The sequence below is a fragment of the Shewanella sp. SP1S2-4 genome (genome assembly GCF_031932075.1).
Classification (GTDB): Bacteria; Pseudomonadota; Gammaproteobacteria; order Enterobacterales; family Shewanellaceae; genus Shewanella; species Shewanella baltica.
The window spans coordinates 1-23,892 of record NZ_JAUOET010000037.1; the positions used below are offsets into that span (position 1 = coordinate 1).

Here is a 23,892-nt window from a genome sequence, read left to right on the forward strand (position 1 = left end):
TCTAAAATAGCTAAAAATGATGCTTGCTAGAGTCGAACCATTAGTAACCTAAAAATAGGTTAGATGAACATCATCAAGTGGCAAGTGAGTTTCAGGTGTGGCTATCGATTGTACTGTAGATTGCGGGTTTAGTTTGTGAGTGTCGATTGTGGTTTTAACTTGGAGTTTCATATTGGGATGTCAGGAAATACTCGCCAAGCTGCGGGCATCCCGTCACCAGTTATACACGATATTGGCTGTGTTAATTTCATTATTGGTAGAGAATATTTACGGGAAGACCTAGGGTGAGGGGGTTAAGACGCGGCAATCAGTGAATGCCAAAATAGCAGGCTACATCACTGACGTTATAAACAGTACGATGAACTATTTTTAAACGCATTTATTCACCTATGCCCACTCCTGTGGCAGTTTCAGATAATCAACCCGACATTAGTCTAATAGGGTGTTGCTTGACCTCAGTCACTAACTCAATGAAACTCTCCATTAAATCACCTCCTACTAAAGTATGGATAATTAAATAATGTTAATTTTCTTTATTTGTATCGCACTCTTAGTGCTTGCATACAAGTTCTATAGCCCCTTTGTTGAACGTCAAGCGGGTATCGATCCTAAAGCTAAGACGCCACAGGCAAAATTCGAAGATGGTGTTGATTATGTGCCTGTTCATCCAGCTAAAGCGTTTCTGATCCAATTCCTCAATGTTGCGGGTGTGGGGCCTATTTTTGGTCCGATCCTCGGTGCTTTATACGGTCCTATTGCCTTGGTGTGGATTGTGCTGGGAAACATTATAGGCGGTGCGGTGCATGATTATTTTTCTGGCGTGCTCAGCATTAAAGAAGACGGTAAGAGTTTGCCTGAGATAGCTGGTCATTACTTTAATATCTACTTTAAAGGCGTGATGTTGCTGTTTACCGCCATGCTGCTGTTTTTTGTGGGCGTGGTCTTCATCATGAGCCCTGCAGGTTTGCTGAGTAATCTCGATTATTTCAAAGATACTATCTTTGGCAATAACACCTTTTGGGTGCTTGTGATTTTAGCCTATTACTTTTTGGCGACTATGCTGCCGATCGATAAAATCATCACTAAATTGTATCCCGCATTTGGTTTGTTGATGATAGTGATGACGGTTTCTATTGCGGTTGCCCTGATGCTCAATGCACCGCAGTTACCTGAAATGGGTGATGTGTTTGCTTATTTCGATCACAGTCACTACAACAACGAGTTACTTGAGCCAAATCCAGACGGATTGCCGGTATGGCCACTGTTGTTTGTGACTATTACCTGTGGTGCGATCAGTGGTTTCCACTCGACGCAAGCGCCCATCATGGCCCGTTGTTTGACCAACGAGAAGTATGTGCGTCCTGTGTATTATGGCGCTATGGTTGCTGAAGGTATTGTTGCTTGTGTATGGGCTACTGCGGGTATCGCGGCTTTCCCTGGTGGTTATGTTGAGCTTAAGAGTTTGCTCGACCAAGGTGGTCCAGGTTTAGTAGTTAACCAAGTGGCGACTACGTATCTCGGTGTGATGGGCGGCATTATGGCGATTGTGGCCGTGGCTATCTTCCCGATCACCTCTGGTGATACTGCGTTCCGTTCGCTGCGACTGACGATTATCGACGCCTTCCATATTCCGCAAAGTATGCGTAATCGTTTATTGGTTGCTGTGCCTATTCTGACCATTGCGTATTTTATGACGAAGATCGATTTCTCTTTGATTTGGCGTTACTTTGCCTTCTCAAATATGCTGCTATCAACCAGTGTGTTGTGGTTAGCGACTAAGTATTTGTTTGATCGCGGGACCTTCCATTGGATTGTTAGCTTACCAGCGATTGGCGGTACTAGTGTCACAGTTTCTTACATTATGACAGCGGGTATTGGTCTGGGTTTACCCCAACCTTTGAGCCAGCCTGTGGGTATCGCAGTTGGGGTTATCTGTTTAGTCGTGCTGATTATTGCGCACAACCGACGCAAACCGGTGGCAGACGTCAACTAGTCCGTTACACCAAGTTTGACCATTTAGACACAAGGGCTGCATTTTGCAGCCCTTGTTTTTTTTATGATCCGCAGTAACTTGACTATCCTTTAATATCTTAATTTATAAAGGGGAATGTTTGCTGAACATTATTTAATGGGATGATTCATCGCGTTTCATCTAGAGGTAAGGTAAGGTCGTTAGACTGGTTTTTGTTTCTCTATTGAAACGATTAGTCGGTGATAGAGAACGTTATGCAGTACAAACATGCAGCAAAAGTCATTTAGTTTTTATTTACTTGAATATTTTTTGCGAACAGAAGGAGAGCACGTTATGTCTGAGAACAAATGTCCTATGCATCATTCTGCTGGTGGCACCACGAATCGAGATTGGTGGCCTAAACAGCTGCGGCTCGATATTCTGCATCAGCACTCTTCCTTGTCGAATCCTATGGGTGATGACTTCAATTATGCTGAAGCCTTTAAATCCCTCGATTTGGCCGCGGTAAAGCAAGACCTCCTCGCATTAATGACTGATTCACAGGACTGGTGGCCAGCGGACTTTGGCCACTATGGACCACTATTTATTCGTATGGCTTGGCACAGCGCTGGCACCTATCGCACTGGTGATGGACGCGGCGGAGCGGGCAGCGGTAATCAACGTTTCGCGCCGTTAAATAGCTGGCCTGACAACGTCAGCCTCGATAAAGCCCGCAGGCTTATCTGGCCAATAAAGCAAAAATATGGCAATAAAATCTCCTGGGCCGATTTGATAATCCTCACGGGCAATGTCGCGCTGGAATCTATGGGATTCAAAACCTTAGGTTTTGCCGGTGGGCGGGTGGATATTTGGGAGCCAGAAGTCGATGTCTACTGGGGTACCGAAGATAAGTGGTTAGACGATAAGCGTTATTCTGGTGAGCGGGATCTTGAAGATCCTCTTGCTGCAGTACAAATGGGGCTGATTTATGTTAATCCTGAAGGACCGAATGGCGACCCCGATCCTTTCGCTGCCGCTGTCGATATTCGCGAAACCTTTGCCCGCATGGCGATGAATGATGAAGAAACTGTGGCGCTGATTGCCGGTGGCCATACTTTCGGTAAAACCCATGGGGCTGGTGATGCTGCATTAGTCGGGCCTGAGCCTGAAGCCGCTAGTATTGAGCAGCAAGGGCTAGGCTGGAAGAGTAGCTACAAAAGCGGTAAAGGTGGCGATGCTATTTCCAGTGGTCTTGAAGTGACTTGGACCTCAACGCCAACCCAATGGAGTAATAATTTCTTTGAAAATCTATTCGGTTATGAATGGGAACTGACTAAGAGCCCAGCTGGCGCGCATCAGTGGATACCTAAAAATGGCGCGGGTAAAGGGGTGATTCCGGATGCGCACGACGCTTCAAAACGCCATGTGCCGGCCATGTTAACCACTGACCTTGCACTGATCTTCGACCCTGATTACGAGAAAATATCGCGTCGGCTCTTTGAAAATCCTGATGAGTTTGCTGAGATCTTTGCAAAGGCTTGGTACAAGCTGACACACAGAGACATGGGGCCATGCACACGCTATTTGGGTCCTGAAGTGCCAGCCGAAGCGTTTCTTTGGCAAGATCCCATCCCTGCGGTTGACCATCCCTTGGTTGATGAGCAGGATGTCATGGATCTTAAAAGTAAGATTATTGGTTCAGGATTAACGATTTCAGAAGTCGTAGCAACCGCTTGGGCCTCTGCTTCGACCTATCGCGGTTCTGATATGCGCGGTGGTGCGAACGGGGCCCGAATTCGCCTCGCGCCGCAAAAAGATTGGCCAGTGAATCAGCCTGAGCAACTCGCTAAAGTACTGAAAGTACTTGAAACTATTCAGTCTGAGTTCAACAAAAGCGGTAAAAAAATCTCCCTTGCTGACTTAATTGTGCTGGCAGGTTGTGTTGGTATCGATCAAGCGGCCAGAAATGCGGGGGTTGAAGTGACGATTCCATTTACGCCGGGTCGTATGGATGCCACGCAAGCGCAAACGGATGTGGAATATTTCGCGGTACTTGAGCCTGTAGCTGACGGCTTTAGAAATTATCATCCCACCCAGTTTTCGCTATCGGCGGAGGAGTTATTGGTCGATAGGGCACAGTTACTGACATTAACCGCGCCGGAAATGACAGTGCTCATCGGTGGCTTGCGAGTGTTAGATACGAACGCCGATCAATCTAAAACGGGTGTATTGACCACGCGCCCAGAGTTTTTAACCAACGACTTTTTCGTTAACTTGCTGGATATGGGGACGACATGGAAACCCACTTCCAAAGCGGAGGATAGGTTTGTAGGTGTTGATCGCGTTAGCGGCCAGCAAAAATGGACGGCGTCGCGGGTTGATTTGATTTTTGGCTCTAACTCGCAGCTGCGTGCACTTGCAGAAGTATACGCGAGCAGCGATGCGCAGCTGCGCTTTATCGATGACTTTATCGCGGCTTGGACTAAGGTAATGAACTTAGACAGGTTTGAGCTGCGCTGAGTTTAGCTTTAGTTTGTAAGTCTTATCTAAGTGACAAATGGGCCCGATTTAAGCCTTGTCGTCTTGAAGGTTAGTCTAGTGCTTAAGTGGATTTTTCAGTCAAATGATCGCCTAACTCTCACTGGTTACGCGATCATTTTTATTAATCTGTAACGGCGTTTATCAATTTAGGGTAGGGATATGAACATTCAGCAAATGTCGGGTTTAGCTATTTTACAGGCAATGGCAAAGGGTGAACTGCCTGCTCCTTCTATCACCCAGACTATGCCCATGTCATTGATTCGAGCCGAAGAAGGCTCTGTGCTGTTTAATGCGACAGCCGATGATAAGCATCTGAATCCGCTAGGCGGCGTTCATGGTGGTTTCGCTGCCACTGTACTGGATTCTGTTACTGGCTGCGCTGTGCACACTTTGCTTGAAGCGGGTGTGGGTTACGGTACTATCGATTTGAATATTAAAATGATTCGACCTGTGCCTAAGCATCAAGTGTTAGTGGCCGAGGGCAGAGTGATTAATCTGTCTAAGTCCTTAGGAATTTCGGAAGGCACGCTAAAAACGCAGGATGGAAAATTACTGGCCACCGCTACGGCGACTTGCATGATTTTAAGACCATAGGCTGATGCTATGCGGTACCCAATGTTATTAGAACAGTACTTTACCCTGTTAGCTGTAAGGATTTTATGAGCATTAATTCAGTAAATAACGGAATTTTTTAATCATATTTTCATAAATAGGCTTCAAGATTGAAAATAGCTAGCATGCGATATTCCATTCGACAGAAAGTATGTTAGATTCTGGCGAATTGTTGCTGATCGCTGTATTGTTACCTCTGTCATCAACAGTTCTCCACAGGGCCATCGCTGCAAATTTAGTTAGATTTGCAGGGAAGTGTCAGGAAGTTACACCAATTCAGAGTCTGCTTATGCAACCCAATTTATTTCCCGAACAAAGAAACGTTTACCAACAATCGATGGTGACAGTACCTTCGATTGAAGCCCAATCTTCCTCTCGTCGCGGCCGTTTGCAGCGCATGGTTGGCAGCGTATTGTTAACCTGTAGCGTATTGCTGAGTCTTTCGGCGTGTGCGGCGGGTAAGCAGGCGTCACCACAAGAAGGTGAAGAGTTCAGTTACGCTTGGCTTAAGGGCTATGCCCGAACTATGGCTGCGCAACCCTACGAAAGCCATAAAGGTGAATTGCCTAAAAGCCTTCAAGGCATGAGCTGGGATGATTACCAGCAATTCCACTTTAAGAAGAAAGCTGCACTGTGGCGCGATCAGGACTCTGAGTTCCGCGCCGAGCTGTTCCACCTAGGGCTGTATTTCGACACGCCAATTCACATTTATGAATTGAATGAAGGCAAGGCTAAGTTAATCGACTATTCGCCTTCTATGTTCGATTACGGTAAGTCAAAGGTGAAAGGCAGTCAGTTGCCTAAGGATCTTGGCTTTGCGGGTTTCCGTATGCAGTTCAATACCGATTGGGAACGTGACGTTGTCGCTTTCCTTGGCGCCAGCTATTTCCGCGCTGTGGGTCATGAGATGCAATACGGCTTGTCGGCTCGTGGTTTAGCGGTGGATACTGCGCTGCCAAAACCTGAAGAGTTTCCAATGTTCACCGACTTCTGGTTAGAAAAACCTAAACCAGGATCGAACATCACGACTGTGTATGCCTTGTTAGACTCTCCGAGTGTGACAGGTGCTTACCGTTTCGATATCGAACCGGGTGAGCGTTTAAAAATGAAAGTGGATGTGGCTGTTTATCCACGTAAAGCGATTGAACGTTTAGGCGTAGCGCCACTGACCAGTATGTTTATGGTGGGTGAGAACGATCGCCGCACCGGTTACGACTGGCGTCCAGAAATCCATGATACCGATGGCTTAGCCATGCATACGGGTAATGGTGAATGGATTTGGCGTCCGCTAGGTAATCCAGAAAACCTACGATTCAACGCCTATAGCGATGAAAATCCAAAAGGTTTTGGTTTACTGCAACGTGACCGCAACTTCGATCACTATCAGGATGACGGCGTGTTTTATGATAAACGCCCAAGCCTGTGGATTGAACCAACAAGCAGTTGGGGTAAAGGTTCAGTGCAGTTAGTTGAAATCCCAACACTGGATGAAACCTTCGATAACATAGTGGCTTTCTGGAATCCTGCTGAGCCGATTGTGCCGGGTCAAGAGCTGCTGTATAGCTACAACATGTATTGGGGCGGCATTCCACCAGTTCAATCACCCCGTGCTCGTGTTGTCGATACTTTCACTGGGATTGGTGGCGTAGTTGGCCAGAAACGCAAATACTACAGTAAGCGTTTTGTGGTGGATTTCGCCGGCGGCACTTTGCCTATGATAGGCAAAGATACCCAAGTTAAAGCTGTGATCACTGCATCTGAAGGTAAAGTCGAAATTGAATCTGCCCGTCCGTTAGCTTCGATTAATGGTTACCGCGCTATGTTTGACGTAGTGCCACCCGGAGACGGCACTGAGCCGATTAACCTGAGAGTCTATTTAGAAGTCGATGGCCAGCCATTGTCTGAAACTTGGATGTATCAGTGGAATCCGCCTGCTAAGGATGATCGTGAATTGCACAATGCGGGTCATCTGCAATAAGCGATTCGTGAGTCATTAATCTAAAACGCCAGCTAACTTAGCTGGCGTTTTTGTTTTGGCTGAGCCCGCTAAATCCTGCATCTTCAGTTTTTGGATTTATACGGCTTGATAGGTTAAGACTAGATTATCTAAAAAATGCCCCAGCAACTGATTCATTCGAGTCGTTGATTGTCTCAAGATGAACTCTGGGCTTTGAATATATGGCATTTTTTGTGTACTGGAAAAAGCATGTTCTTGGGCTATTAATGGCGTTAATTGGCTACTGATAAATTCAAGATGGCATTGAAATCCAAAAACTAAATGTGTGTAACGTACAATTTGCCGCGGACAAGCTTCACTTGTGGCGAGCACTTCGCAATCGGGAGTGAGGCCCGGCATATCGTTATGCCAGTGGCCGACCACTTCAGTTGTCGAAAATGTCTTAAGGCTAATATCACCTCTTCCTGCCGCAGTCAGTTCAATGGGGAAGTAACCAATCTCGGCATGTGGACTCTTTTGATAACGGGCACCTAATGCTTCGCCGATTAACTGTGCCCCAAGACAAACCCCCACAACGGCTTTATTTGTCTGGATAGCTTGCCTGATAAGTCTTTGTTCTGCTTGACTATCAAAATATGGACAATCACTTTGGCATGTTGCGGGAGACTGGGGGCCACCGAGGATAATTAACAGATCAAAACCATCACTATTTTCGGGTAAAGCTTCACCTAGATAGACTCTGCTAAAGCTCATTTTGTAGTTTTTACTTGCGGCCCAATCGCTAAAATAGCCTGGACCTTCATAGCTTTCATGGATAATGCAATGAATCTGCATTGAGTTTTCCTGTGTCATTTATGGGATAACGCTATGCTACAATCCTTTTTATTTGGCTGAATAACGTTATATGGACAAGTAATAATGCTAAGTCGCCAACTCGATTCGATTAACGCCATTATTGAGCAAGCGCCTAATATGCCTTCTTTTGTAAAAACGATTGAGATGCAGAAGGGTTATGTGGATGTTTTACACCAGCACTGTTGGCATCAGCTTATTTTTCCACTTCAAGGCCTGTTACAGACAGAGGCAGATGGCGCACTGTTTTTAGTTCCCCATACCACAGCGCTTTTTGTGCCAGCAGGGGTGATACATGAGTCTGTTGCGATTACTGATACCTGCTTTATTGGCGTCTATCTGAATCCTATGTATGGTCGAGATTATGGTGCCATGATTAAACCTGTCGCTATGAGTGCTTTTCTAAGGGAGTTAGTGTTAACACTCAGAAAACAATGTGCTTTTAATACCCCAATAAATGTTGAGCCAATGGTTCAGGCGCCAATACTGCGTTTGCTTGAGGTGCTATACGATCAAATTAATAGTGCGGGAGGACAGACTTTTAAGTTACTGATACCCAAAGATAGACGCCTAAAATTGATTTTTGAGCATTTAACCCAAACGCCAGCTTTAGATTTCTCTTTGGTGAAATGGGGGGAGATGGTTGGGGCATCGGAACGAACATTGTCGAGGCTATTTGTGAGGGAGTTTGGTTCCTCATTCGTATTATGGCGTCAACATTTGCGACTGATCTATTCGCTGTCGTTATTGGCCACTGACCTATCAATACAGAATGTGGCCCACCAAATTGGTTATCAAAATGATTCATCCTATATTAAAGCTTTCAAGGGGCGTTTTGGGATGACGCCACAGCGATTTCGGTTAGGCGATCATGGGATATAATCCTGTTACGATTTATGACGTTTAATACTGCTTTTAGTTGAATTATTTAACATTGAATCAATGTTTTGCCCCTTTTCGCGGCACAGATATTCATTTGGCCGAATAAAATCAAGCCAGTGTTAATTGCAAGCATGCTACTGAGTTATTGAGGACTAATTCACTTTTTGACAATCTAAATAATTTTTCACTGTAAAAGAGGCCAAACTTGGGCGTAATCTGTGGGCGTTCTCGCCATGGGTCAGTATTTTATGTTTGAAATGTTCACAACGTTAGGCTTTGCTTGGTCTGTGGGTTTAGTGCTTGCGATACTGTTTGTATTGGCATACGAATTCATTAATGGCTTCCACGATACGGCCAATGCGGTGGCGACGGTTATTTATACCAAGGCTATGCCAGCCAATCTTGCGGTCGTTACCTCTGCGCTCTTTAACTTTGCGGGTGTGCTACTAGGTGGCTTAGGTGTGGCCTATGCGATAGTGCATTTGTTGCCCGTAGATTCCTTGCTCGGCATGGATTCGACCCAAGGTTTATTGATGGTCTTTTCTTTGCTGTTTTCGGCAATTATCTGGAACTTAGGCACTTGGTATTTCGGTATTCCGGCATCGAGTTCCCATACCTTGATAGGTTCGATAATGGGTGTGGGCGGCGCGTTCGCTTGGATGAATCATCAGCCTATCTTGCAGGGCATTAATGTCTCTAAGGCCTCGCAGATCATGTTGTCCTTAATCATTTCGCCGACTTTAGGTTTTGTGATGGCGGGGATTTTTCTACTCATCATGAAATACGTCTGGCAGAAACATAAAATTCACCGCACTCCCGATGAGCAGATGCAGATTAATGGCAAAAAACACCCGCCATTTTGGGCAAGGGCGAGTTTAATTGTCTCTGCTATGGGGGTGAGTTTTGCCCATGGTTCGAACGATGGGCAGAAGGGCATAGGCCTAGTGATGCTAGTGCTGATCTGTATGGCTCCGGCGTATTTTGCCTTGGACATGGGCAGTCAACCCTATGATTTGGAACGAACTCAAGATGCCAATCGGCGCATTATGGCGATTTACGATCGTAACCAAGCCGTGATCGCTGATGTGATCGACTTTAGCGCTTCAGCAAACGTCCCCGAATATATGCTGGCCCATTGCTCATCTGAAAATGTATTACCTGCGATGTCGCTACTTGACCGCCGCTTGGCAAAAGTCTCGACTTACAAAGACATGGATGTACAAGAGCGGCGCGAGGTGCGTCGATTACTCCTGTGTATCGATGATACTGCTCGCCAAGTGGCGAAGTTAGAGCTCCCCGCGAAAGATCTGACTTTATTGGCTAAGTGGCGCAAGGATCTCACCCGCACCACTGAATATGCGCCTCTTTGGGTGATTATTGCCATTGCGACTGCGTTGGGCTGCGGCACGCTAGTGGGCTGGCGACGGATTGTGTATACCGTGGGGGAGAAAATTGGTTCATCGAGTATGACCTACAGCCAAGGCATTGCCGCACAGGTCACCGCTGCCGTATCGATTGGGATTGCCAGTATGACGGGCATGCCAGTGTCGACGACTCATATTCTATCTTCCGCCGTTGCGGGCACTATGGTGGCTAATCGTTCGGGGCTTCAGATCCAAACAATTAAGCAAATCATGCTCGCTTGGCTGCTGACGCTTCCTATTACTATGTTGCTCTCTGCGTGCGTGTTTATCCTTGCCAATGCACTTTGGGGTTAGCCAAGAATACTCAAGCGGAATGCTCACATAGCCAAGCCTTGAGCGCTTGGCTTTTAGGTTCAGTGCCGTTTCCCGCGATAATGACCTAAGCCATCTTGTTAGAGTTGAGTCTTCAACACTAACAAGGACATAAGATGGCTGAGCAATCTCGAATACTTTTCAAAGCACTACACCAACAATCAGAGCCGCTGATATTAACCAATGTTTGGGATGCTGCCAGTGCGGCCATCATCCAAGCATCGGGCGCCCGTGCGATTGCGACCAGTAGCGCGGCATTGGCTTGGTCGCTCGGTTATCCCGATGGCCAAGCGCTACCTAAGGCGGCTTTATTGGACGCAGTGAACAATATCCTACGGCTGAGCCGAGTGCCCGTGACGATAGATATTGAATCTGGTTATAGCCAAGATCCCGATGAGGTTGCTGCTTTTGTTGCGCAGCTCGCTGAGCTTGGCGTAGCAGGGATTAATATTGAGGATGGCAGTGCAGGTGTTGCTGAGATGGTGGTAAAAATTAAAGCTATTCGCGCCCATCCTCGTTGCCAAGGATTATTTATTAATGCGCGAACCGATGTGTATTTACTGGGCTTAGCCAGTGGTGATGCCGCGGTCGCTATGACTATCGATAGATTAACTCAATATCAGGCTGCTGGCGCGGATGGCGGCTTTATCCCTGGCGCGACCAAGGTCGAGACCGCCAAGCGCTTGTCTACCGCTGTGGATATGCCACTGAATTTTATGCTATTGAATGAGCAGATGGATATCGACGAGTTATTTACAGCAGGTGTGCAGCGTTTTTCCACTGGTCCAGCTTCATTTTTACGAGCCTATGGCACTTTGCTCAATCCAATTTTGTTAAATTCAATTAAGGCAAAGCCGTTTCAGCAACAGCCAAAAGATGCGGTTATTGCCGCTGATAATGGCTTCATATATAAAGTCATTGCCCTTGATTTTGAACAAATGAATAACTTATTTATCCCGAGTTCAAGCTGTTTTTAATCTATACCCAAGCTACCTGAAGATACGAGTTTCAGAGCGCCTAGGGTGCTTCAATTCAAGGCGCATCAATGACAGAATGTCGGCTACCTTTTGAATTGATGCAACACGGAAGTGGAGTGCCCTAGGCGCTCCGTCCCGGCGGGTTTTAACGCACTTTATGCCGTGTTGGTTATTTTTAACTTAGCCCACTAGGTCCGCAAATAACCGCCTTGCCTAAAGTGCGTTAAACTCCCGCTGAATCCTGCATCTTCAGGTTGTTTGGGTATATACCCACGGCGAGCTTGCCGTGGGTTTCTTCTTACGTCTGTTTTACCTCGCGCCCTTTTACCAAGCAAGTCCCATCTGCGTACTTGTCTCCTCAGGTATCTTCTCAAGTCGGCTTAGCTCGGCGAGTTGAATCTGCGCTGCAATTTGGCTGCGCAAGGTTTGATAGAGACGGATGGCCAGTTCAGGCGCGGTTTCATTATCGGGAGTATGAATAAACAGATAGGGCTCTCGACCTTCTGCGAGCCACAGCGGGAGCTGTGCGAGCCAATTATCAAAAAAGGCATCGTTATTCTTAGGCAAAGCGCTAACACCTTGCTGCGCGAGTTGTGCTACGGCATCGTCTGGTTGGCCGATAAAGCGCACCACAGGATTATTGGCGGTGGCAATCGCATGCACTGGCACCCGCGGCTTTTTCTTATGGGCGTCGATAATGGCGGCGTTGCTGGGCGGCAGGGCAAACAAGGGCCTGCTATCCATGATGATGCGATTTACTTTTTTATCGATAAGTAATCGATTGAGTGCGCGCTCGGCGTCTCCCTTCGCAAAAAACGCTGCATGCCTGACTTCAACGCCATAGGTTAATCCTTGGGGGACTTGATTGAGAAATTGTGCTAACACAGGTAAGTTTTCTGGGCCGAAATGGGCGGGAAGTTGAATTTTCCAGATCCCCGTTTTATCGATTAATGGCGCCATTACTTGGAAGAAATCCTTCAATTCTTGGCCGCAGTGTTGCAATAGTCTTTGGTGAGTAATGGTTTGCGGCAGCTTGAAGGTAAAGCGAAAATCATTGGGCGTGGCACTGTGCCAGTTCATCACGGTTTGCTGTGCAGGCGTCGCGTAGAAGCTGGTATTACCTTCGACAGTGTTGAATATCGTGGCGTAACGGGCGAGTCGCTCCGCTTGTTTAATCCCATGGCCATAGACACTCTCTTGCCAATTCGAGTGTGACCACATGGCTAGGCCAAGGCGAAAATGGCTGGGTTTATCTAACCCAGAACGCAACTCATCCAAAACTAAATTCCTTAAATTTTATTCACATTTGCCCCCAAACCCTAGCCTTATGTAGGCTAGGGTTTGGGGGCATTGTGCCGATACTAATAGTCTAGAGTCAAATCGAGCCGCTGATGGCTTGAGGTATTGTATTTGATTTTGTTGTGCATTTAATCCTGTAAAAGCCGGACTTAACTTGGCCAACTCTGGAATGACATTGAAAATTAACCTACTCTAATAGTGCGTTATTACTATTTTTATGCTTATGATCGAGTTTAAGACTTAGCCAAAGACAGACGTTTATTGGAGAACTGCGTGAATAATGATGGCTACACTTCCCTAAGCAATTTTATCGACCTTCTCTTGGATGCTATTTGCGTCGTCGATAAAGCTGGGCGGTTTGAATTTGTCAGTGCCGGGGCAGAACGCATTTTTGGCTATACCCCAGAAGAAATGATTGGCATGCAGATGCTCGATCTTGTTATTCCTGAGGATAGAGAGCGCACACTCGCAACCGCCAATGAGATTATGACTGGCCGCTATAAGGTCGATTTCGAAAACCGTTATGTGCGTAAAGACGGCGTCATTGTCGATATTTTGTGGTCCGCACGCTGGTCCGATGCTTACCAACAACGCGTCGCGGTCGCCAGAGATATCTCTAAGAGTAAAAACGCCGAACGCAGACAAGCTGCACTGTATGAGATTTCTGAAGCTGTGCATGTCGCTGAGGACTTGCTAGCCCTATATCGCCGCATCCATGAAATCATTGCAAAATTGCTGCCCGCGGCAAACTTTGCCATCGCATTGTACGATCAAGATTTAAATGAACTCAGTTTCCCCTATAAAGCCGCTGCGGGTGATAATTCACTGGTCGATATCGCAAGTTTCAGCCTGTTCACCGAACAAGTGATCCACAGTGCAGAGTCTTTACTCCTGTGTCCCGTGACCTTATCTGAGTATCCCCAAGCCATTCGTGAAGAGCTGGGTAATGGCAATTTAAGTTGGTTGGGTGTGCCGCTAAAGCTGCAAAAAGGTGTTATCGGTGCCTTGATGATGCATAGCTTGCCCACTTCGGCTTCTTATACGCACCAAGACCGTGAGCTATTGGAGTTTGTTTCTACGCAAATTGCCTTTGCGATTGAACGCCGACAAATGCTTGCGCGATTAGAGCATATTGCGCTGTATGATCAGCTAACCCTGTTGCCCAATCGTGAGCTTTTTTACGACAGGTTTCAAAAGGCGCTATCCAGAGCCCATAGGGAATCAAGTTATTTCTCTTTACTTTATTTAGACTTAGATAAGTTTAAGTGGGTGAACGATAACTTTGGTCATAGTGTGGGCGATTTATTGCTGCAAGTGACAGCGCAACGTATTGTCAGCTGTGTAAGGGGCTCAGATACCGTAGCGCGTTTTGGGGGCGACGAGTTTGTCATCTTACTCGAGCGCGTTGATTCGGCACAAAATACCCTGTTGGCAGCGCAAAAAATATTACAAGTCCTCAATCAACCCTTTGAGCTTACCGATCAGCAAATCCATATTCTGCCGAGTATCGGTATTGCCCTGTATCCAGAGCACGGCACGGACGAAAAACAGTTACTTTCCTGTGCGGATGCAGCCATGTATAAGGCCAAGAAGAATGGGGGCAATCGCATTGAAATGGGCTATCAAGGGCTGAGAAACCTGCATGCAGATCCTCTGACTGCGGCTCCTGAGTTAAAGAGCGCTGAGTTAAAAGACACTGAGTTAGAAGACAGCGAGTTAAATAACCTTGAAAACAAGGCGACTAAGATAGTGTGAGTTTGATTGAGACGTTCAAGCGCAAGAGTTTGAATTACTGGAATGTGTAAAGAAATGCCCGCGAATGTCAGTGACATTCGCGGGCATTATTGTATGTAGCGGTTTTACCGTATCACGGTATAGAGTCCGTGATGACTCTACAGTTTGAAGCGATTCACTTCTTGCTGTAATGACGCGGCTAAGTGGGCGAGTTCCTGCGCTTGCACCATAGAGGTTTGCGCTTCAATCGAGAGATTCTCCGACACTTCACGAATCGACTCGGTATTGCGGTTAATTTCGCTGGTGACTGAAGTTTGCTCTTCAGCTGCCGTGGCAATTTGGCTCGCCATATCTGAAATGTCATTAATGGCTTTACTGATCAGCAACAAACTTTCGCTGGCGGAATTAGCATCGGCCACACTGGTTTCTGCCATTTCATGACTCTGAGTCATAGATTTAACAGCTTTGCCGGCGGTTTGTTGGAGGGTTTCGATCATCGCTTGAATTTCTTGGGTCGATGAATGAGTGCGTTGTGACAGTACACGCACTTCGTCGGCAACCACAGCAAAACCGCGGCCTTGTTCACCCGCTCGTGCGGCTTCAATGGCCGCGTTAAGTGCGAGTAAGTTGGTTTGTTCGGCGATGCCACTGATCGTTAACAGAATACTGTTGATCTTCTGTGAGTGCTCATTCAGCTCACCGATAATTCGGCCGGCAGTTTCAACTTCACTGGCTAAATTACGGATAGATTGCTGACTCTGGGCGACTTGTTTGTGGCCATGATTCGAAAGCCCGACAGCATTTTGCGCAGTTTGTGCTGTGTGCTCGGCATTGCTGGCAATCTCTTCGGTGGCACTGGCCATTTCGGTGACAGCCGTGGCGACCATAGTCACTTCATCTTGTTGGACTTCAATGCGTTGGCTGTTGTCCGTGGCCGAAGCGCTGCTGCCTTGGGCCTGATGTTCAAGTTGACCAGCAATCTTGTGCATACGGGAAATCATGCCATGGAGACGTTCCACAAAGCGGTTAAAGCCCGAAGCTAACATACCAATTTCGTCGTGACTGTTGGCAGTATGAATGCGCACTGTTAGGTCACCATCACCTTCGGCAATATCATTGAGTGCTTGGGCAACGCGTTCGAGATCTTTGAATTGGATTTTGAAAATGGCGATTAAAATCAAACCAAAGAGTACTAATAGGGCGACACCTACGGCCGACATCCACCAGGCAAGATCGGTTGCCTGAGACATAATTTCTTTTTTATCCATCACGAAAATCAACGCCCAGTCCGTCGAAGGTATCGCCGCGACATAAACTAACTTAGTGGTGCCATCTAGGGTACGTTCTTCCATGGTATTGGCATTGGTGCGCTGTGATAACCAGCTATTGCTAAAATTACTATCAATTTTTGTGAGTTGCTGGGTATTGAACTGGCTATTGGGATGACTGATGATGAGTCCCGCAGTATCGACCATCAAGGTATAACCTTCGCCCGGCACTTCGAGGCGCTGCACAGCATCGGTTAATTGATCTATGGTTAAGTTCGCTGCGGCCACGCCTATCAGCTGTCCTGATCCCATCACAGGCTCGGCAATGGTCACGACTTGTTTTTTCAGTGTGGCGCTGACGTAGGGCGCCGTCATGATCATTTTACCGGCGGCTTTAGCGTCCATATACCAAGGGCGGACGCGGGGATCGTAATTCGCGGTATTTAGAGACGGATCTTGGCGATACATGTTGCCTTGCTCGTCGCCATAATAGGTGAGGGCAAAGTCCACCGCCGTATGCGCTTGCAGCAAGTGAGGGGTGACGTTTTTGCTCGGATCGGCTTCAATGGCTTGTTTTAGGCTGGTAATGGCCATTTTTCTGTCTTGCATCCATTGACCAATACCGGATGAAAAGGTATTCGCCAGTTGATCAATTTCATGTTGAGTGTTTTCTAACGCATTATTTCTAATGAAATAACTAGAGATACTTACGAGTACAGCAATAGTGATCAGTACCGCGGAGAGGCTGCTAAACAGCAGTCGTGTTTTGAGTGTCGATCGCATAATCTATTCCTTTATATTCCGTTAGCGCTCTAACGTTGTTTTAGTATAGCGGCTGTAAGAGACAAAACATTAAAGCATTGAGAAATTATAGTAATAAATTTAGACATGACGCCCATAAATCAGTCGCTTTATAATGGCATGATTTTTATGCAAATAACGATTAGGTAAGCCATTTGTTATTAATGCTTACTCGATAAACTGAGAAGACTGAATCGAAGAGAAAATAATATTTTACAGATGACGAATATCATTATTTACCGTCACTAAGCCATTAAAACATACCGATTCTCGCTAACGATATAATTAACTATGTTACCGTTTTTCGATTGCGATTAATTGATTCAGAATGCTAGCTTGTTTATTTAACGTTAAGTTGTTTGCGTTACTTTTTGTTATGTTTCGAGCTTAGCTTCCATCTATTACCGCACAAAAAAGGAGCTTCTAGAAGCTCCTTTTTAATTCTAAAATGGCTTAAATATCATTGGGTCATTTTACTTTTGATCAACACGCAGCGTTGTTCCATTTGACGGGTTTCTAATAGATTGCGGCGAGTGATATTTGATAATCCCGTTTGACGATCAAGCACCTTGTCTAGCGCTGCTATACTATTGTAATTACAATCGGTTGGAACGAGGAAGTGGCTGTAGTTACGCATAAATACGGGACCTTTTTTGTCCATATCCATTAAGCTCGCCAAACGTTCTTCCGCCGTAGCCGCGCTCAATAGTTTCTGCTCAGCAGGATAAAGATTTTGCATAATAATACGTTGCTTAGAGAAAGGCAGGCTGTCTCGATGAACCTTACTTAGCCAGCGACGTTTTGCCGCGGCCTCAGGGCGGATCACTTGCGCCGCAAGCGCTGCTTTCTCGCCTGAGTCCGAATTATCCTTGGCCGCTTCTTTGGTTAAACGTTGCTGCGCGTTAGGGAAATCATAGCGATTGAGCTGGGTGATGATCGCCCAGCGCAAATCTTGATCTAAGGTTAACCCCTTAATTTTTGTCTCGCCGTCAACGAGTTGTGCTAGATGGCGCAGTGAATCCCTGTCGCTGGCTAAACTGACATACGCATCGAACCAAATACGTTGGAAGTCATTATCGCCTTTGCTTTCCATCGCTTTTCTAAGGCTCATCTGGCTTAAGCCTTTGACTGCATTCTCAGCGTAGTTTTGCTGAATAGGTGCGATTTGTGCGAGATACTGCTTCGAGCGCAACATGCTATCGATGATCTGACCGACAATCGTGTAGTCCGTCTCAGCAGGCGCGTTAACAAATACTGTGCTTAGGTATTGATCTAAGCTCAATTTACCTTCACGAACGCTGTCCCACAGACTTTGCCACAGCATAGAGCGCAGCAGTGGATCTGACACATTACTCAACTGCTGTTTTGCAGTGTTAAAGGATTTGTCATCGAGCTCGACTTTCACAAAACCCCAATCATCAAAGTTTGGATAGACTAAGTCAGGGCAGCGCTCACCAATCAGTTGTTTGACTTCGGTACGCTCACCCTTGTACGTGACAGGCACAGTAACGTCATGGCGTAAATCGTAGCGGCCTTGGGTAAAGAGGGCCACTTGGACTTTTTGTTCGCGTAATGTTGGTAGTTCAGTGCTTGCAGGGAGCTGTAGCAGACTAAAGTCACTAATGCGGTTAGCTTCACAGCGATATTCCGTCTTGATGGTGTTAACGCCCGCGCTGTAGAGCCATTCTTGAGTCCAAGCGCTTAAATCACGACCCGCGGCTTTGCCTAGGCTATTGATAAAATCGTCTAATTCGGCATTTTGATAACTATATTGTTTTAAATAATTGCTGACGCCACGGCGAAACACCATGTCGCCCAGCAAGTGGCGCAGTTGTTTCAGTGTCGATGCGCCTTTTTGATAAGTGATCGCATCGATATTGTCGAAGGCGTTTTGGGTTGTTGCCACAGGCACTTCAATTGGATGCGTAGTGACTAAGCTGTCCTGCTCATAAGCTCTTTGTTTGCCTTTAGCGTAAAAAGTGCGCCAAGCATTGGTGAATTCGGTCGCCTCCTGAGTCGCAAGCGTGCCCATAAAGGAGGCAAAGCTTTCATTGAGCCACAGGCCATTCCACCATTTCATGGTCACGAGATCGCCAAACCATTGATGCGCCATTTCATGCATGATAACGCCGGCTAGGCTTTGTTTTTGATCTGCCGTCATGGCTGCTTTATAGAGGAAATGATCTTCGGCAAAGGTCACAGCCCCCGCGTTTTCCATGGCGCCATAGAGGAAATCAGGCACCAGAATTTGATCATATTTCTTAAAGGGATATGGAATGCCAAAGTAGTTATCGAAGAAGGTTAACCCTTGTTTGGTATAGTTAAACCAATCCTGCGGTGTGACTTGATTCGCCACAGATTCACGGGCGAACAGGCGCATCGGATAGCGGCCCGAGCTGTCCTGCCACATGTGGTAAGGGCCCGCATGCATAGAAAAGTTATACGGACTGAGTTTTGGCGTATCAGGGAAGGTCCAACGATTGTATGCGCCTGCTGGAGTGATTTGGCTTTCACGCATAGTGCTAATCACTTGCCAATCTTTGGGCGCTGTGACCGTAATCTGATAGTTGGCTTTGATATCCGGTTGGTCGAATACGGCAAACATTTGCTGCGCGGCGGCGGGTTCAAAATGCGAATAGAGGTAGACCTTGCCATCGACCGGATCTTTAAAACGGTGCAAACCTTCGCCATTGGTGCTGTGAGGGCGAGTAAACTGCACTTCAACCGTGTTTTCACCCGAGGTCAGCAGACGCGTATTTAAGCTAATGTAAGTGCCATTATAGTTTGGATATACGGCGGTACCGTTGATGATAAAGCGTTTTATCTGTGCCTTGTTTAAATCTAAGCTCAGTTGTTTTGGTATTTCACTTAATTGAAAGGTCACTTTGGAGGTGGCGGAAAACTCGGCTTCCCCAGTGAGCTGAAAATCTAATTCATAGCGAACATCGGAAATAACCTGCGAGCGCAGCGCGGCCTGATATTGGCTAATGTAAGCACTGGCGTCACGTGGACCCGTATTAAGAGTGCTTTGGGTGGCACACGACATCAATGCGCCGCAGGCAAGGGCAACAAAACTGGCTTTAAACAAGTTCACAACTGAATCCTTCAACAATTTGTTTTGTTTTCTGCTTGGATATTTACTTTCAATATCGGATGTTTGGGGCTGCCTGAGTGGCAAATGATCCCTCGTGCCAGCGCCGATTTGAAGCAGCATCATTGCAGTGTATTTTGGCCGAGTACACTACCTTATTTGCCTAGGATAACCAATGTTAAAAATGTAAAAAAAAAGCCAGCGTTTAAGCTGGCTTCTTGGGATTTCTGTTTGGCGACAGTCAGCGCCTGAGACAATTACATGCCTAAGAAAGACTTAGACTTCATCTTACGGATTTCTTTTTCATCAGACCATTCGATCAGGCCTGTTTCTAAATCCATTAAACGCATTGTCATCTTGTAGTACACGTCTTTAGTGCTACCGTCTTGCTTAACTATGCTAGATAAATTGCCGTATAACATGTATTGCGCGCCGATTTGACGACCAAACTTGATGGCGGTTGATGGATCAACCATGCCAGTGTTGTTTTGGTAATCCAATTGCTTACGGACTGAATCTACTTTAGTCATATCGATAAAACGGAACTTGCCTGAGTGCAATAGTTTGTTGCTGATAGAGTCAGTAACAGACTCAGTATCAATATGCTCTGAGGTTTTGTTCTTGATGCTGTCGACAAATAAAATCGGACGGCTATTGGCTGTCATGGCCACGATAGGAGGGAAAGTCATCATGCTATCCACCATCTTGGCTGCAATAGCTTGTAGATCCGTTGAGCCAAAATTCTCATTGACGGTTTCAACTTCGGTGGCATCGCCATATTCGACTTTAGATTGACATGCAGCCAGACCCATAACGGCAGCCAGCACAAAAATCAGTTTAAATTGTTTCATAGTCAGTTCCATTTTGTGATTGTATAAACTTAATGACACACGTCTTATTCAAATACCACAACCGCTAGGCTAAATGATTATTGAATAAATTCGGGTGTAATTACCAGTATCAATTGCCCAGACTAAGGTGGTTTTGCCTGCTGCAACGTCAATTTTTGCCGGTGGCGCTTTATCTAACTGCAAAGTGTATTCACCCGCACTCAAATAACGCCGCCCGATCTGTGCTTGTTTAGGCAGCGTCAGCCAACTACGACGATCCGCTTGCTCTGTTACTACGTTAAAAATCTGCATCGCTATGCTGCCAATATCGGCGGCATTGTTTCCGGGGCTGCCACTCTTTCCAACCTGATAGGCCATCTCAGATTTGGCATAGACACGTGCGACTTGGCGAACCAAGGTTGCGGGCAGATCTTCTTTGAGTGCTGTGATGGCTAAGGCATCGATATTGGCAATAGGTTCAGTTTTCAGCACTGTACCTAAACCTTGCACTTGCGTCTCTGGCACAAAAGTATTGTTTGGCATGTAAGTGGCTAGCGATACAGTTTGCCAATTGCCATGGATAGTAAAAGGTACGGTAAGGGCTTGCTTAGCGGGCACAAAACCGCGCTCGACCATCAAAATCACTTGGCCATCTTTGGGATTCGGCAGCTTAGCATCGCCCCAACGACGTTTAAACTCATCATATTGCGGCATGCCGAGTTGCTTGGCGAGACGCACCAGATCTTGCTGTAAATAGGTGTTGTCTGGGGTGATTTGCGCCGCTTTACGATAATCGATATAGGCATCGTTCGGCTCACCCAGCACTTCATGTAATACGCCAGTGGTGTAATAGCTGTAAGCGTTTAAGAAAGAACTCGTCACAGTGCCTGCGGCTTGGCCTAGCTTGTTGACCTCGGCATCGATAGTCCCGTTCGCCATGGCTTGTACCGACTTTTGCGATTTTTGATAGCGCTCTTGCTCGCTGCTTTGTAACTCGTTACTGCGACGAACTTCGACTAAAGCACCTTGGTAATCGCCACTAAACAAATAGTTAAGGGCTTGGTATTGGTGCAGCATGATGCGTTCATACCCAGGACCACGGTACGGAATCGCATTGTCGTTTAACACTAAGCTGCTGGCTGTGGCACTAATATCACTGACGCTGACTTTGGCCTTATCATCAAAGGCGGTGTAAGCATCGACCGCTTGTTGGTAGTACTTTTTACTGGCCGCAAAATCGCCGGCGATTTGAGCAATACGGCCCGCTTCTTGAGCATAGAGTAGGCCATCGTTGCCATTGATATTGCTGGCAAGTTTGTCGATATCGGCCAAGGGCGTTGCACTATTCAACTCTTGTTTGAGCGGTTCAATCTGTGAAGGGTAATTAATGAAAATACTGTTGTAGGCGCAGCCAGATAGACCTAGCACCAACCCCATTGCCAAAGCGGGTGCGATAAACGCGCGAGATAAAGGTGTAACCAAAGACAGTTTCATTATTGCGCTTCACCTTGTTCGATGGACTGGGCTGAGATCGACTGAGCCTGTTCTGGCATAAGTGAACGCTCGAGTAAGGTGATCCCTTGCAGATGATCAAATTCGTGTTGAAAAATCCGCGCAATAAAGCCCGTTAATTCGGTTTGCTGCCACTCGCCTTGTAAATTCTGGTAGCGCACTTCAATGGCTTGATGTCTTAGTATGTTAAATCTTTTACCGGGAACGGATAGGCAGCCTTCTTCTCCGCTGACCAACTCGCTTGATACATTAATGATTTGCGGATTAACCACGACTACAGGCGCCATATTGGGCGCATCGGGATAACGCTCATTTGGGCGAGAAGCCATAATAAATAAGGCTAAGGGACTGTGAACCTGTGGCGCCGCGATGCCAACGCCATTGGCGGCTTCCATGCTGGCAGACATTTGCTCTGCAAGGTGCGCAAGTTCGGCATTAAAATGCTGCACTGCAATAGCAGTCTGCCCTAAGATAGCTTCACCCACTAACGCTATAGGTAATACTGGCGGGGTTTGTTTTGGCATCAAATGTTTAAACATCGCATTCCCTGGATATTTTGCGGTAACCGTCTTTTAATCAAAGTCTTATTTTAAAGCGTCAGTATTTAGTAATGTGGCGGCGGTGTTTCTTCAGCCTGAGTCGCCATATTACTCGGTTCCATATCCTGCAACTTACCAATTAACATGTGAATTTGGTGTTGCTGGTGAGCCACAAGTCGATTTAATTTGATCACTTCTTGGTTTAACTCTTCGACTGTGAGCTCTTGAAAAGCCAATTTGGTTTCTAGATCTTCAATCTGTGCTTGTACGCCTTGCATGACTAACCTCTATTGCTGCCAAGTCTCAACTAAGCCTTGGCTACTGATACTAACGACTTTATTGGTATCTCGAATTGCCACAGAGTATACAACGGCTCCTCGATTTTGGCTGTTTTTAGTGAGTGCAACTTGCCATTTTTCGATTTCTTTACCCGAGTCGCGTTGCCACAATATGACTTCCCGCGCCGGCGTTCCCGTTAATATCTGGCTGTCTTGTTTGATAAACCTCACCGCGGAAAAGTTCATCTGACGACGGGTAATATCTAACTGATTTAACAGTTTACCGCTAGTGTTATCCCAGATCTTTGCTTCATTTGTGCTGCCATTGGTAAAACTTAGCGTGCCACTGTCGTTAAGCGCCACTTTAGTGATACGGCTGCCTAAGGTCCAAATATGAAGCGGCTGACCGGTTTGCGCCTGCCAAAGAATCGCCTGCATATCATTCGACCCCGTTAATGCTAAACGGCCATCCGCGGAGAGTGAAACGCTATTGACGCGATCTTTATGTCCCAGAAATTTGATTAAGGCACTTTGGGCGGCATTGAGTGACATGACGGAGCCATCATTTAAACCAATGAGTAGCGCGCCATTATCGGCTACCGCCACGCTTTCACCGGATGATGGCAAGGACCACCAACCCAGGGATTTTCCGTCGGCTATTCTCCACATGGCAACTGAATCTCGGCTTAACGATGCTGCAAATAGTCCGTTGGGCGAAATCGCTGTACCTGTGACGCCAGTATTGATATCGCCATGTATCCATTGGTATTTAAGTGTATGAGTGCTGAGATCCCAGCATTGGACTCCACTACTTTGGGTGGCGACTAAGGCGAATTGTCCATTGCTCGATAGACTCGCGCTATAGCTAGGTTCCGTGGTGAGAACGCTAATGTCTTCCGCTTTAGGATGGCAAGCTGTCAGAAAAATTGTGCAAATTACCAGCAGTAGATTTTTCTTCATGAACTTGCTCCCTAAGTTGCTGTCTTTAGACTTGATCAAGTGACATTAATCACTGTTAACCCATAAAGAATC

General features: G+C 46.5%; 17 protein-coding genes. 8 read left to right on the plus strand and 9 right to left on the minus strand.

Annotated elements, in window-relative coordinates:
• The first annotated feature begins 520 nt into the window (after positions 1-520).
• From Q4Q52_RS20705 to Q4Q52_RS20720, 4 genes are all read left to right on the plus strand, one after another.
• Positions 521-1,993 (plus strand): carbon starvation CstA family protein, encoded by a 1,473-nt coding sequence (locus Q4Q52_RS20705; protein ID WP_311905189.1) that lies wholly within the window; start codon positions 521-523, stop codon positions 1,991-1,993.
• 312 nt (positions 1,994-2,305) lie between these two features.
• A complete protein-coding gene (gene katG / locus Q4Q52_RS20710; protein ID WP_311991544.1) occupies positions 2,306-4,471 on the plus strand; it encodes a catalase/peroxidase HPI in 2,166 nt (721 codons plus the stop codon).
• 180 nt (positions 4,472-4,651) lie between these two features.
• Positions 4,652-5,086 (plus strand): PaaI family thioesterase, encoded by a 435-nt coding sequence (locus Q4Q52_RS20715; RefSeq protein WP_106651469.1) that lies wholly within the window; start codon positions 4,652-4,654, stop codon positions 5,084-5,086.
• Positions 5,087-5,393: 307 nt separating this feature from the next.
• Complete coding sequence (locus Q4Q52_RS20720; protein WP_006083981.1) at positions 5,394-7,082, plus strand: glucan biosynthesis protein; 1,689 nt, start codon at positions 5,394-5,396, stop codon at positions 7,080-7,082.
• A 96-nt stretch (positions 7,083-7,178) separates the two neighbouring features.
• Here Q4Q52_RS20720 and Q4Q52_RS20725 read toward each other — a convergent pair whose 3' ends face one another.
• The gene (locus Q4Q52_RS20725; protein ID WP_311991545.1) at positions 7,179-7,895 is read right to left on the minus strand and encodes a type 1 glutamine amidotransferase; all 717 of its coding nucleotides are present in this window, start codon (positions 7,893-7,895) and stop codon (positions 7,179-7,181) included.
• An 84-nt stretch (positions 7,896-7,979) separates the two neighbouring features.
• Between Q4Q52_RS20725 and Q4Q52_RS20730 the strand changes: the two genes are divergently transcribed.
• The 3 genes from Q4Q52_RS20730 (at position 7,980) to Q4Q52_RS20740 (ending at position 11,508) form a co-directional block, all read left to right on the plus strand.
• Positions 7,980-8,795, plus strand: coding sequence for a helix-turn-helix transcriptional regulator (locus Q4Q52_RS20730; protein WP_311991546.1), 816 nt, complete (start codon positions 7,980-7,982; stop codon positions 8,793-8,795).
• A 248-nt stretch (positions 8,796-9,043) separates the two neighbouring features.
• Positions 9,044-10,513: an inorganic phosphate transporter gene (locus Q4Q52_RS20735; RefSeq protein WP_311991563.1), complete on the plus strand. Its 1,470-nt coding sequence runs from the start codon at positions 9,044-9,046 to the stop codon at positions 10,511-10,513.
• A 134-nt stretch (positions 10,514-10,647) separates the two neighbouring features.
• Positions 10,648-11,508, plus strand: coding sequence for an isocitrate lyase/phosphoenolpyruvate mutase family protein (locus tag Q4Q52_RS20740; RefSeq protein ID WP_311991547.1), 861 nt, complete (start codon positions 10,648-10,650; stop codon positions 11,506-11,508).
• A gap of 324 nt (positions 11,509-11,832) precedes the next feature.
• Here Q4Q52_RS20740 and Q4Q52_RS20745 read toward each other — a convergent pair whose 3' ends face one another.
• Entirely contained in the window at positions 11,833-12,786 is a 954-nt protein-coding gene (locus Q4Q52_RS20745; protein WP_311991548.1) for a DUF72 domain-containing protein, read from the minus strand.
• Between the two features lie 294 nt (positions 12,787-13,080).
• On the opposite strand from Q4Q52_RS20745, the gene Q4Q52_RS20750 reads away from it, so the two are divergent.
• Entirely contained in the window at positions 13,081-14,562 is a 1,482-nt protein-coding gene (locus Q4Q52_RS20750) for a diguanylate cyclase domain-containing protein (RefSeq protein WP_311991549.1), read from the plus strand.
• Between the two features lie 137 nt (positions 14,563-14,699).
• Here the strand turns inward: Q4Q52_RS20750 and Q4Q52_RS20755 are convergent, their stop codons facing one another.
• The 7 genes from Q4Q52_RS20755 to Q4Q52_RS20785 form a co-directional block, all read right to left on the minus strand.
• Positions 14,700-16,592, minus strand: coding sequence for a methyl-accepting chemotaxis protein (locus Q4Q52_RS20755; protein ID WP_259509496.1), 1,893 nt, complete (start codon positions 16,590-16,592; stop codon positions 14,700-14,702).
• 478 nt (positions 16,593-17,070) lie between these two features.
• On the minus strand, positions 17,071-19,704 hold the full coding sequence (pepN, locus tag Q4Q52_RS20760; RefSeq protein ID WP_311991550.1) for an aminopeptidase N: 2,634 nt from the start codon (positions 19,702-19,704) through the stop codon (positions 17,071-17,073).
• A gap of 254 nt (positions 19,705-19,958) precedes the next feature.
• Positions 19,959-20,552, minus strand: coding sequence for a penicillin-binding protein activator LpoB (lpoB, locus tag Q4Q52_RS20765; RefSeq protein WP_311991551.1), 594 nt, complete (start codon positions 20,550-20,552; stop codon positions 19,959-19,961).
• 69 nt (positions 20,553-20,621) lie between these two features.
• On the minus strand, positions 20,622-22,025 hold the full coding sequence (locus Q4Q52_RS20770; protein ID WP_311991552.1) for a hypothetical protein: 1,404 nt from the start codon (positions 22,023-22,025) through the stop codon (positions 20,622-20,624).
• Positions 22,025-22,582, minus strand: a complete 558-nt coding sequence (def, locus tag Q4Q52_RS20775) for a peptide deformylase (protein ID WP_311991553.1) — start codon at positions 22,580-22,582, stop codon at positions 22,025-22,027. The genes Q4Q52_RS20770 and def overlap by 1 nt, the downstream gene beginning before the upstream one ends.
• A gap of 65 nt (positions 22,583-22,647) precedes the next feature.
• Complete coding sequence (locus tag Q4Q52_RS20780; RefSeq protein ID WP_006080410.1) at positions 22,648-22,860, minus strand: SlyX family protein; 213 nt, start codon at positions 22,858-22,860, stop codon at positions 22,648-22,650.
• 9 nt (positions 22,861-22,869) lie between these two features.
• The gene (locus Q4Q52_RS20785; protein ID WP_311991554.1) at positions 22,870-23,820 is read right to left on the minus strand and encodes a hypothetical protein; all 951 of its coding nucleotides are present in this window, start codon (positions 23,818-23,820) and stop codon (positions 22,870-22,872) included.
• Between the last annotated feature and the right edge of the window lie 72 nt (positions 23,821-23,892).